Raw genomic sequence first — 14696 nt, 5'->3', positions numbered from 1 at the left:
ATTTGAGTGTGTAGGGTTTTTGGTTGCAACCAACCACCACCAGTTTCCCATTGGTGGAATTGAGCAGAAACATTTTTATAGTTGGTATCAAACTTATTCTGGGAGATACTGGTAAACTGGGCAATATCTTGTTCCTGACCACTAGATCCACCGAAGCCACCTCCCATCCAACTAAATGGGTTATATTTCTGAACGACTATCTCCCCCGTGTATTGCCATTTACTAGTATCAGTAAAGTCTTGCACATCCAACTCTAAATCAGCCGCCTCCCCTACATAGCGGTACACCTTACCATAATCAGGACTGGATAACTCAGGTCTGATATCCCTCACTCGTGAAACATTAGGATACAGGTCTACACTGTTATCTTCCGCCTGCATATAAGCAACACTATAAACAGGGACATTACCGCCAGGAGACAGGAGTGATTCCGACTCTAGTATGGGTTTCTCATCCCGGAATTGTACATCCTTCCAGGCATAACTACCATCTGGTAATAAACCATCCCAATCAAAGCCCAGGAGGTTGAAACTATTCCGCTCATATTTCGTTATCACCACCTCGGTTTTTTCCTGTCCCTCCGTCCAGACATATTGCCTTCCTACTTGAGGCTGATACTTAATATCATCAGCAGTACCATTAGACCTAGTGCTGGCTAAGGTGTACTCAATAGTGTTGTTACTGGTATTGAGAGCACCATTGTAATTAGATGTTTGAATACCATTAGCATCTAGCTTGTACTCTACCTTTTTCAGAGTCTCAGTATCGATGATGGTAATTTTACCTTGGCGGTTAGTGGTGGTATCAATCCTGTTCAGAACCAACTTATAACCACTTTGGTTATTGATATCAACATTAGTGTAACCATTGGCAACCTTTAACTGACCGTTACCCGTGCTGAATATCTGCCCCGCAATGGTAATCTGTCCGCCCTTGGGTACAATGTCATCCAGGATAATAGCCCTTTGGGCTGCATCATAGTAACCATCTACAGGCACCCCTTCGGACCCAAAACTAATCCCCGGTAGAATCCTACCGTTGTCATCTGTTAAATTCCGGGTAATGTTACCGGGATTAAAGTTAGCGGCGATATCCATTTCTATGGTACTCGCCCCACTCTGAATAATACCATTGACGTTTAAGTAACGAGCCGTAATGGCAATAGCACCTTGAGCCAACACCCTGGACTCATTGCGGTTAATAGCAGCTTGTAAATTCTGTCCATTGACATTGGTAGGATCATTATAAGTGATGGGTCCTCTAGGATGACCCGCATCATTATATACAGAAGCCCGGACAGCATCATAGTTCAAATACTGGCGGGGGTCTTTATTACTGTGATACCAGTCATCTGTATTCAGGGTAAAATTCTTAGCCGAATTAATAGTAACATCCTCGGCTCTAATTTCCCCAGAAACGTTGATACTACCCTCTCTGTTGTCAATTAACAAATCTCCCACTTCGTTAATTACATCACCCAAGATGTACATATCTTGGTCATAAGCAGGAACCTGAAAACCACCGGTATCATAGGCACTAGTGGGGAAGGAATCCTGGACAATGGTGATTTTCTTTTCTTCGTTATTATCAACGTTAGTCAGGGGTACATTATTCAGGTAAACATTCCCTGGTTTGAGGACTGTGTACTGTCCATTAATGATTTTAATGCGTTTGTTATCCCGGACAACCGCATCATTAACATTGATCGTAAAGGGCGACTGGTTAGTGATATTAATGGCAGCCCCAGCCTTAGCAATCAGTTGTTTATTATTAATTAAGGATGAGACACTATTAGCACTCAGGTTGCTGGACTCGATAAAGATGGAACCAGGAGCAGCATAGATATTCGGGATGTTGATAAATAACAAGTCTATTTCTTGCTGTATCAGTCCATTTTCACTCATCAGTCCCGCATCCGCTATGGCTTTATCGATGACCTCCAGTTGTACTTGGTAACGGGCGAGGGCTTCCGCATCTTTGGAGTGAGCCGTCATCCAATTGAGGATTTTATTTCTTTGGTCGATGAGGACATTACCTAAACTAGCGTAGGATAGTGTGACATCATCCAAATCCTTGGGCTTGAGTACATAAAACTTATCTTGGAGATTATTGCTGAGGTTAACTGTAATATTGCTGTCGTAAACTACTGTACCTGCCGGTAATACGGGATTAGCACCTATATTTTGCCATTTTTGTCCATCACCATAATTCTCCTGATCCAAAATCAGGTTATGAGAACCATTAACAGTGGAAGGTCTGTATAAATAGTAATTACCGACAGTACCACCTCGATTCGCCCCATCTACTACCCTGATGACAGTACCACTAGACACCCCAAAGCTAATACTAGTTAAATTTAACCGAGCATATTCATATCTAGTTTCTGCATCTAAATCTAAGGCTGCCTTTTCCGCCAAGCTTAATTCCGTATCTAACCGCGCTGGATTGAATTGTTGCACACCATTGACGGTAATGGGCTTAATTTGAATGACATTTTTATTATTAATCCCGGCTTTAAGATTAACATCACTACCTATATTTACCTGATTGGTACTGCTGACCGAGCCTCCCTTGGGTACATCAAACCCGTAGGGAACTAAGGAAATATTCAATACTAGCCCATCGGTTTTCGCCCTGTCACCACCGCCTAAACCCTCTTTAGCCAGTAGGGTGACATCCTCCAGGGCTTGCAGATTGGTATTACCCGAAAGGTTAACAATATTCCTTTCATTAATGGTGGCACGCACCACTGGTGTAGTAATACCTACCAGGGCGAATGTAGTGGCGTTGACGTTGGCGAAGCTATCTAACAGGTTACTGACTTCAAAGCTGCTGCGTCCTGCATAGAGGTAAATATCACTACCTTTGAGCAGAGAGTCATTGACATTGATATTATTGTTGGCATTAGTCTCGGCTTTAGCCTCAGAACCAGCCCCCGTAAATCCACCCACAACTAGTAAATTGGTATTAGTCCGATTATTAGTATCTGTTTTAGTTGTGAGATAGAGATCACCTGTTTTATTATGCAGGGTAGCACCATCTACATTAATATTGGCATTGGTATTAGTCTTAATCTCTGATAAACCTATACCAATACCAGCCCCAGAAATGGTTTCTAGCCTCACCACATCATAGGCGGTGATGCCATTAAAGGCATTCACCTGGAACATTCCCCGACTCCTGTTAGTACCTTCTACCACCAACTGGCTACCGGGTTTGATATTTACCACCGCCTCAAAGGGATTACTACCAGTCCCAATATTAGTTTCACTCTTCAAGACAGAAACACCTAAACCGCTAGCACTTCCAGTCCGCAGGTTACTATCATTTTTAAATTCTTCTTTGGTTAGGGTGTTGATGGCATTAATAAATATAGTATCCGCTGTTACTCTAATACCCGAATCCCCAACACTACCTGAACCAATCTGGATATTAGCCTTACTGCTGATATTATTGCGAGCATCCGCACCCGTAGCCCCAGCAATGCTGACAGAGAAGTTTTTGGCGGCCGAATCAATATCTTGGATGTGGGTTGATGTCATTGATAGGGTAATGACATCAACTTGGGCATAATCACCAATTTTTGTCAAGGTGGCATAGTCACTGGTAACGTAGGATGCGGAACCGAAACCAGATATTACACCCGCACCAGCCGCAAAACTTTGGGCGAGCAAGTCATCATTACTGTTGGCATCTATTCTTAAGCCTCTGGCTGTTACCACTGTGCCATTACCTAGGGTGGCTTCTAGTTCATCAATACCATTACCCCTACCCAGGGTAATATCTGCAATCATTGCCCCTATGGCTGCACCACCCAAAGCCCCACCATCTGCTGTTGCCCTAGCCTGGTTATTGCTGGTGGCTTGAATATCTATATCTTCGGTAGATGTCAGACTTGCACCCTCAGCATAAGCCTTAACCACCGTCATAATATCAGCATCGGCGCGGTTGGCGGTGATGCCCGCACTTACACCTAGTGATACAGATGCAGAAATACCCAGTGCCCTAGTTTGGCTAATATGGGCTATAGAATTAGCATGAATGGTGGTATTTTCCGAAGATATGCTTACCCCACGAGTATCACCAGATTGCCAGGTTTGACTAGGATCATTATCTACAAATGCTTGGATTGTACTAGTAATCTGGTTACTGACTAATGCCATACCCAAGGCTATAGCTATATTGTAACCGGCTGCCGAACTTACAGCAGCAGCCTCCCCGGCTATGTAGGCATTTTCATCCGCTAGTACACTGACATCTGCACCCACTACATTCACATTACCAGTGACCTTAGCGGTGACTTGATTATTAATTGTTCCTTGAATATCAATACCACCACCACTGATGGCAATGTTGCCAGCGGCATTAGATGCCGTTACAGCTTTGACATTACTAATATTGGCACGAGACACATCAGCAGATACTGTGATATCTCCCACTGCCCAAATGTTCTGGGTGGTGTTGCCATTAATGTACGCCTGAACATTATTTTGGATGGTATTTACCACCTTAGACGCACTCACGGACAAGGCATTCATACTAGTAGACACTGCTACACCAACCGCTTCCGCCCTAGTTACTTGACTGTCAGACTCTGCCAACACATCAATGTTACCCAGAGCCAGAGCATTGGTATTGTTCAGGTAAGCAGATATCTGACTAGTTAATATACTAGTTGCTTCCACACCACTAGCAGCTACAGAACCACCAAGACCAACGGCAATGGCCACTGAACCAGCAAAGCCAACGGCGCTGATGGTTTCTACTGATTTAGCTTTTACTTGAATGTCGCCACCAGCAGTCAGATTAGAATTATCAACATAAGCAGTCACTTGGTTACTAATCAAGTTTTTGGCGATGGACACCCCAACGGCTCCCGCCGCCGCCACTAAACCACCACTGACAGCGCCGGCGGCAGCACCCACTACACTAGAAATTGATGATGTCGCCAATGAGTCAAGGATGATATCTGCCCCTGTCCCTGTTACTTTGACCTCACTGTTAGCGATATATGCCTTGACCTGATTACCAATGTTATTTGTCCCTTCAGCCCCGGCACCACTCAAAGATATACTCCCCCCAGAGAGGCTGGCTGCCAAGGAAGCCGCCACAGAACTGACGCTAATTTGGGCATTATCTCTAGTTATTAGGGTAACATCCCCCTCCGTGGCTTGGACTTTGGCATTTTCGATGTAGGTAGCTACTTGGTTATTGATGCTATTACGAGCTAAGGATACACCGATGGAGATGGAAACCGCTCCCGTACCGGCAAAGGATGCAGCTAAGGATGCAGCCCCGGTGATGGCTTCAATGGTTGATGTGTCATTAGCACTTAAATTGACTGCCTTAACAGTAATGTCGCCATTACTATTACCACTAATAAAGGCTCTGACATTCGTGTTTACCTGGTTTTCTGCACTTACCCCCGCACCACCAAGCCCTACCGCCCCAGAAACACCTCCAGTAACAGCGAAGGAACCGGCAATCACTGTGGCGGAAATGGTCGCGTTAGATGTGGCGGTTTGTTGTAGGTTATTGGCTGTAACCCTGGAGTTATGAATATAAGCCTGAACTTCTGCCGGTGAGCCGACACCAATTTGGTTAGTAGCCACAGCAGCGCCCAAAGATGCACCCAGCCCGCTATTTCCTCCAGCCCCCGCCCCAGAGGCTGCGACAATGGTGGCTACTATGGAGGCGCTGTTTTGGGCTGTGAGATTGACATCAGCTACACTGCTGATGTTGCTGTTATCAATGTAGGCGTTAGTCTGGGTGAGGATGGTGTTAGTAGCAGATGCCCCCGCTCCACTGATTCCTATGGCTGCATCACCGCTAATGGCTACTGCTAGGGATGCTGCTACTGATAAAGCTTGAATATTGGCGGTGGTGGTGGCTGTTAAGGTGACGGCTCCGCTGGTTGTGGTGACATCGGCATTGTGAATAAATGCCTCTACCTCGTTGGTAATCAAGTTACTAGCAAGGGCGACACCAACGGACAAGGCAACCCCCGTACTACCGGCAAATGATGCTGCCAATGATGCAGCGCCGGCATCGGCTTTGATGGTTGATGAGTCTTGGGCCATGAGGGTAGTATTTGCCGCTTGAATCCCATTTGCTCCGTCACCATCAATAAACGCCTTCACCAAGGTGGCAATTTTATTCTCTGTATTTACACCCGAACCACTAGCCGCTATGCCGGCTATTCCCCCTCCTGCTACTGCGGCGGCACCAGACCCCACTCCGGCATTAATACTGCCATTGGCAAGAGCTTCTAATTTCAATTCCCCACCAGCGGTGACACTGGAATTTCTGATATATGCCTGTACTTCTGCCGGTAAACGACTATCACCACTGTAACCAATGTAGTTTTCAGCCACCGCCGCACCGATGGATACCCCTATCCCAGTATTACCACCAGCGCCGGCTGCGGAAACTGCCACAATTGTGGCATCAATGTCAGCTTGATTATGGGCAGTGAGGTTAACAGCCCCGGCGCTATTAATTACACTATCCTCAATATAGGCGTTAGTCTGGGTGAGGATGGTGTTAGTAGCAGCCGCACCGGCTCCACTGATTCCTATTCCTGCATCACCGGTAATGGCTACTGCTAGGGATGCTGCTACTGATAAAGCTTGAATATTGGCGGTGGTGGTGGCTGTTAAGGTGACGGTTCCGCTAGTTGTGGTGACATCGGCATTGTAAATAAATGCCTCTACCTCGTTGGTAATTAAGTTACTGGCTAGAGAAACACCAACGGACAAGGCAACCCCCTGACTAGGTGCCAATGATGCTGCCAATGATGCCCCCCGCGCATCAGCTGTAATGGTTGATGAGTCTTGTGCCCTGATGTTGACATTTCCGCCCTGAATCCCATTTGCTCCGTCACCATCAATAAATGCTTTAACCAGGGTGGCAATTTTATTCTCTGTATTTACACCGGAACCACTAGCAGCTACCCCCACTCCCCCTGCGGCTACGGCGGCTGAACCTGCACCCACTCCGGCATTAATAGTACTATTGGCTAGGGCTTCTAATTTCAATTCCCCACCAGCAGTGACACGAGAATTTCTGATATATGCTTGGACTTCTGCCGGTAAACGACTATCACCACTGTAACCAATGTAGTTTTCAGCTACCGCCGCACCGATGGATACCCCTACCCCACCTTGACCACCAGCCCCGGCTGCGGAAACCGCCACAATTGTGGCATCAATGTCAGCTTGATTATGGGCAGTGAGGTTAACAGCACCGGCGCTATTAATTATACTATCCTCAATATAGGCGTTAGTCTTGGTGAGGATGGTGTTAGTAGCAGACGCACCGGCTCCACTGATTCCTATTCCTGCATCACCACCAATGGCTACTGCTAGGGATGCTGCTACTGATAAAGCTTGAATCTCGGCATCAGTGGTGGCTGTTAAGGTGATGGCTCCGCTGCTTGTGGTGACATCGACATTGTGAATAAATGCCTCTACCTCGTTGGTAATTAAGTTACTGGCTAGAGAAACACCTACGGACAAGGCAACCCCCGTACTACCGGCAAAGGATGCGGCTAATGATGCTCCCTGGGCATCAGCTTTAATGGTTGATGAGTCTCGCGCCGTGAGGGTCGTATTTGCAGCTTGAATCCCATTAGTTCCGTCACCAGCAATAAATGCCTTCACTAGGGTGGCAATTTTATTCTCTGTATTTACACCGGAACCGCTTGCAGCTACACCGGCGGTTCCCGATGCTGCTACTGCGGCTGAACCTGCACCCACTGCGGCGTTAATCGTCCCATTGGCTAGGGCTTCTAATTTTAGTTCTCCACCAGCAGTAACACTGGAATTTCTAATATATGCTTGTACTTCCGCTGGTAGGCGACTATCACCACTGTAACCAATGTAGTTTTCAGCTACTGCCGCACCAATAGATACCCCTATCCCAGCACTACTACCACCGCCGCCCACTGCTACGGAAATCCCCACAATTGTGGCATCAATATCAGCTTGATTATTGGCAGTGAGGTTAACAGCACCGGCGCTATTAATTACACTATCCTCAATATAGGCGTTAGTCTTGGTGAGGATGGTGTTAGTAGCAGCAGCCCCCGCCCCACTAATTCCTATGGCTGCATCACCGCTAATGGCTACGGCTAGGGATGCTGCTACTGATACAGCTTGAATCTCGGCATCAGTGGTGGCTGTTAAGGTGACGGCTCCGCTGGTTGTGGTGACATCGACATTGTGAATAAATGCCTCTACCTCGTTGGTAATTAAGTTACTAGCAAGGGCGACACCAACGGACAAGGCAACCCCCGTACTACCGGCAAAGGATGCGGCTAATGATGCTCCCTGGGCATCAGCTTTGATAGTTGATGAGTCTTGCGCCCTGAGGGTGATATTACCCGCTTGAATACCATTATCTCCCTCAATAAATGCCTTAACTAGAGTGCCTATTTTGTTCTCACTACTGACACCAGAACCACTAGCAGCTACCCCGGCGCTTCCCGATGCTGCTACTGCGGCTGAACCTGCACCCACTGCGGCGTTAATCGTCCCATTGGCTAGGGCTTCTAATTTTAGTTCTCCACCAGCGTTGACACTGGAATTTCTAATGTAGGCTTGTACTTCGGCTGGTAGGCGACTATTACCACTGTAACCAATGTAGTTTTCAGCTACTGCCGCACCGACGGATACCCCTACCCCGGCACTACCACCTACACCAATACCGACTGAAGCAGCAGCAATGGTGGCATCAATGTCAGCTTGATTATTAGCAGTTAAATTAACAGCCCCGGCACTGTTAATTACACTATCTTCAATATAGGCATTAGTCTTGGTGAGGATGGTGTTAGTAGCAGCAGCACCCGCCCCACTCACTGCAACACCCGCATCACCACCAATACTTGCTGCTAGGGATGCAGCCACTGATAGGGCTTGAATCTCGGCATCTGTGGTGGCTGTTAAGCTAACGGCTCCAGTGGTGGTGGTGACATCAGCACTCTTAATAAATGCCTCAACTTCGTTGGTAATTAAATTACTGGCTACAGAAACACCTATGGAAATGGAAACGGCTCCACTACCGGCAAAGGATGCGGCTATGGATGCCGCACCGGCATCTGCTTTGATGGTTGAGGAGTCTTGCGCCCTGAGGGTGGCTGATTTAACATCAATGCCCGTACCTCTATCTCCATCAATAAACGCCTTAACTAAAGTGGCAATTTGATTGAGTGTCACCACGCCAGAACCACTAGCGGCGACTCCGCCGCTACCCCCTCCAGCCACTGCTGCTGAACCCGCACCAACTCCGGCGGTAATGCTACCTCCTGATGTTGCATTCAGCCTCAAATCTTCACTGTTGACAGTGGAGTTTTGAATATATGCCAATACTTCTATTGGTTGGCGCTCTTCACCATCGTAGCCTATGTAGTTATTAGCAACAGCCATACCGATGGATACACCCACCCCTGTAGTACCAGCCCCTCCTACTGCTGCGGATACGGCGGCAATCTTAGCATCAATAATGGCGCTGTTGGCGGCTGTTAAGCTAACAGCCCCGGCGCTCTTAATGACACTATCTTGAATATAAGCATTTGTCTTGGTGAGAATCCTATTAATCGCTGCTGCTCCGGCTCCACTGATTCCCACCCCGGTGGTACCAGATGCACCCACGGCAATGGAAGCCGCCACTGAAAGGGCTTCAATAGTGGGGTTAGCAGTGGCTGTGAGGGTAATTCCTCCGCTAGTTGTTTCCAAGGAATTATCAGCATTGTGGATAAATGCTTCTACTTCATTGGTAATCAGGTTTTCAGCTACTGCCACACCTATAGATAGTGCGCCACCTGTATTACCCCCTGCCGCCACGGCTATGGAGGCTGCTCCGGCATCAGCTTTAATCGTGGAAGAGTCTCTGGCTGTGAGGGTGGCTGATTTAGCCTTTTTACCTGTTGTCCCGTCACCGTCAATAAATGCTTTCACCAATGTGGCAATTTTGTTGAGTGTCACCACTCCAGAACCACTGCCAGCTAAACTGGTATCTGATGATGCTGCTACTGCTATGGAACCCGCCCCCACCCTGGCAATAATGTCTCCATCAGCCAGGGCTTTTAATGTCAAGTCACCACCAGCATGGACATGGGAATTACGGATATATGCTTGTACTAAGGATGGCTGGCGTTGACTATTCTCTTTATACCCAATAAAGTTATTGGCAACAGCAGCCCCAACAGATGCGCCCACCCCTGTACTACTACCAATAGCAACTGAACCAGACACAGCCACTACTATAGCCTCAATATCGGAATTATTATCAGCGGTCAGGTCAATGTTACCGATATTTTCTGTTAAATTGGAGTCCTGAATAAAGGCATTAGTGCCACCCAGGATGTAGTTACCAGCCCCTGCACCACCACCACTGATGGCTACTCCTGTACTGCCTTGGGCTACGGAAATAGCTACGGCTATGGATTGGGCGCTGATGGTGTTGGTTGTTTTGGCATCAATATCAACATTGACATCATTATCATTTAGTGAGCTAACTGTAGAACTGGCAATATAAGCCGTGGTGGTATTATTAATTTCATTTCTGCCAGCCGCCACCCCTATGGCTACTGCGGCTGATGTGTCGCCTCCCGCATTCACCGCTACGGCACCACCTAAACCAAAGGCTTTGATGATGGAGTTATCTCTGGCTTGAAGAGAGATACTCTTGCCACCACCTAGTTTAATCGTAGAATTATTGGCCGCTGCAACAATGGAACTATTGATAGTGTTAATGGCAATAGAAGCCCCAAGACTAAAGGATAAGGAACTATTAGCCTTACCCACAGAACCACTACCGGCAATACTAATAGATTGGATTTCTGCATTAGATGTGGCATTGACATCTAATGCCCCACCTGCTGTTAGGTCTGCTCCCTCAATAGTCGCATGAATTTTTGTATCAATCATGTTGATGGCAAGAGCCGCACCAATGGAAGCCTTGGCAGCACTGTCATCCTTTAAACTTGCCGCCACAGCAAAACCACCAGCTAGTGAGAAGATTTTCGAGTTATCCGTGGCGGTAACAGTAACGTCACCCCCGGTCTCAATAGTTCCCGCCATTGCCGCTATGACATCGCTAGTGATGGCATTGACTGAAACCGTACCACCTACTCCCAGGGTTCCCGCCAAGCCCCCAGATAAAGTCAGGTTAAAGATATCTTGGGATGTGGATGTTTGTATTGAGATGCCATCGGCTGCGTTAACTTTTGTAGCCGTGGGTGTGGCAGAATCAATATAAGCTTTGACTTGCCGATCAATAATTTCCACATCTACACCTAAACCAATTCCTACGGCACCAGTACTTGCCCCTAACCCACCGGCAATATTATTGATTTTAGTCTGATCTGTGGCTAATAAATTGAGTGTCTGCTCATCTCCCGCCTGCACATTTTGGTTAATTTGAGCACCGCTACCAATATAGGCAATGGTTTGAACTGTGAATACATCGACAATTACAGAACCACCCACACCAATCTTGCCATCACTAACTGCGCCACCTATAGAGACATTGGTAAAAGGCACTAAGCCTAGTACTGTATCACCAAAGTCTCTAAAGAAATCCTGGGCTACTGATTCGGCTAAATCAACTAACTCTTCCAGGTATCCTTTTAAATCTAAATCCCCTGATTGCGCTTGTGCAATTAAATCCAGTAAGAATTCTTTTTTCTCCAGTATTTGACGTAGTTCTTCACTTTCGCTCGCTAAACCACTTAACTTTTGCAATACTTCATCAAAGGGAAATGTGGGGGTATTATCGGCTGTCGGTTCTGAAGTTGGGGAACTGCTACCGGGGTTATCGGCTGTTGACAAACCAGTTAAAACATTATTGTCAAAATCCTTAAAAAAGTCAGCATCTACAGATTTGGCTAAGTCAACCAACGTTGCCATATTTTCATTTTCTAACCAGCCTAACTCTTGGCTTTGTTCTACCAATTCATTTAAATCTTCCAGTGCGTCGTTGAGGAAAGGAATATTTTTAGTGGCTGTGAGTTTTTGGTTTTGAATGACTGTGCGAAGTTCTTGGGCAATGTTACTGCCTGCATCTTGCAACTTCTCGACATTGCTAAACAAGTCTTGAGCAGCAAATTTAGCTATGTCTATCAGGTTCTCTAGATATTCTTGTACATCCGGTAAACCTGTTGGTAGTTGTAACTCTTCTAACTGTGCCAAAGCTTCATCTAGTAAAGGCACACCGGCTGGTAAACTAGCAGCTATTGTTTCCTTAATCAAGTCACTCAGTTGACTGATAACTGGTTGTATTATCTCCTGAATCCCAGCAAATATTTGTGCGATGTTATCCTGAATAACTGTGTTAATTTCAGCCATCACAGGCTCTAATATGCCTTGCAACTCTGCAAAGAGGTCTGCCAATGCAGGTATCGCTGATAATTGAGCAGTTAACTCATCTAATGTACCCACAAATTCTGAGACTTGCCCTTGAATTTCTTCTAGGTCTTTTAAAAAGTCAGTATTTATAGATGCCGTTAACTCTGTTATTTGCTGTAGATATCCTGATAAATCTGGTAGACTATCTGGTATTTCGTTAACCTGGTCAAGCAGGTCATCTAATTGCGCTGAAGCATCCTCTAAGAACTTGGAAGCATCCTCCACTAGAGGGGTTATGGTCTCATCCATCACCTGATTGACAGTATCTACAATCGGCGATATGAAACTTTCTAAGGCCGTCGATAGTGTCTGGGTTGCCGTATCAATGATGCCCTGGAGTTTTTCCACAATGGGCGCTGCTGCTTTTTCGAGCTTACCAAATAGTTGATCTATACCAGGAATATCCGGCGTTAGCTGTGCCAGTTGTCCGCTGACTGCATCAACCATTTCTAGGACTTCTGGTACAGTCGCTGTCCGTGGATTAAGTGAAGATTTAGCTGTGATAGAGATATTTTCAGCAGCGTCTATGGTGGCGTTGGCGCTAACGGTTGCTTTGGTGAATTGTTCAACTATGTTAACAGCAACCGCAGCACCAGCAGCACCACCGCTACTCCCTCCGGAAAATGCCCCGGAAATGGCTAGGTTTTGCAGAATTATGGGGTTGTCAGCATGAATACCAATATTACCTAACGTTGATAGTTGTGCATTCTCACTAACTTTGGCTTCATTCTCGAATATCAAGACATTAACACCAATGGAACCACTGACACTGGCTTTGCTCTCGCTACTAGTACTGCCTGATGCGGCCAAACCCCATACTATAAATTCGTTGCTTTCTCCTTCTGGGGTAATGGCAGTAATGGTGATATCACCCTTGTCTCCTGTACTACTACTGGCATCAATAATCGTGTTCTGACCGACGCTGGCAATATTATCAACATCTGCCACATTTAAGCCCACCGCAGCACTGACATTACCCTTGGATTTACTACTAATACTAGTACCTATGGCTCTGGCAGTGGAATCTAGTTCATTAGTGGCACTGACTGTCACAGCCCCACCCTGAGTAATTACCTGTAAATTATCTCCGACAGTAGCTTTGTTAGACCCAATTTGCCAATTCACACCCACGGCGGCAGCCACACCTACGCTACCACCCTGGTTGCCGTTATCTTTTTCTGGTTTATCTTTGGACTTTTGATTACCTTTTTCAACATTCTGATTAGCATTGGGTAAGTCAGAACGCCCCGACTGTGTTTTAGCTTCTTGATCTGCATCTCTAGCATCCTGTGCATTGCCAGATGCGCTGGCTAAAACTTTGGCACTACTACTAACATCAGAGGCGGAAATGACTTCTACACTGCCACCATTAGTAGTAACATTTCGCATCAAAGCTGCGGAAGCATTATCTTGTAGAACATTCACCGCCACAATAGCTCCCACACCCACTTTGTCGCCGGCCGCGGTGGCATCACCATAGGTTACCGCCCAACTTCTATGTTCAGCGCTAATCTTCACATCTCCACTCAGGTTCAGTGTGCCGTCACCTGAACCCAGGCTAGCTACCGTGTCATTAGTCACTATAGCTACGGCTACAGCAGGGCTAACGCTCACCCCACCACTACTGCCGGCGTTCACTTCTGTGGTGACATCACGGTATGATTTAGCCTCTAAGGTGAGGCTCCCACCACCGTTGAGAGTGACACCGTTCTCAATTTCCGCACGTACCTGGTTAGTTAATAAAGTATTTAACCCTATGGAAGCACCAATACCTATTTCGCCACCAGCACCGTCTGATGTGGCTATGACTGTATCTGTTTGCGTATTTTCAGCCGTGAGGCTGATATCTCCAGTACCAGCATTGATGACAGAACCTGATTTGATGACTGCCTGATTGCTGTTCTCCACAAAGTTGAGAGCAAAGGAACCAGCAATGCCCACTTCATCTCCTCCAGCCCCAGAGGTAGATTTGGCGGTAAAGGTACTAGTACCATCACCTCCTAGGCCGTCATCACTCATCTTGGCTTCTAGGATGATACCCTGAGCAGAAATTTGAGAGCCGGAGCCTATAATTGCTTCGTTAGAGGCGTTAACTATATTCAATGCCACTGCAACACCAATGCCAGCTTTAGCTTCACTCACGGCGGTCCCGTCTGCTGTGGCAACTGCATCTGTTTCGTTTGATGCTGCTAGTTTAACTATGCCATTAGTAGTGCTAATTACTAAATTATCCGGTACTGTTACGGAGGTTATCGACCTGGCTATATTCAGGGCTATGGCTCCTGCCAC

1 protein-coding gene (only partly in view) is annotated in these 14696 nt (G+C 46.6%); it reads right to left on the bottom strand.

All coding sequences use genetic code 11. From position 1 onward, the window contains the following. On the bottom strand, positions 1–14696 hold the 5' portion of the coding sequence (locus tag NWP21_RS03525; RefSeq protein ID WP_280791629.1) for a lectin-like protein. The gene continues 14356 nt to the left of window position 1, outside the view; the window shows 14696 of its 29052 coding nt (coding positions 1–14696); it begins with the start codon at positions 14694–14696; its stop codon lies beyond the left edge, outside the window.

The sequence above is a fragment of the Anabaenopsis sp. FSS-46 genome (assembly GCF_029891665.1).
Taxonomy (GTDB): Bacteria; Cyanobacteriota; Cyanobacteriia; order Cyanobacteriales; family Nostocaceae; genus Anabaenopsis; species Anabaenopsis arnoldii.
This window is presented reverse-complemented; position numbering and strand designations above follow the sequence as displayed.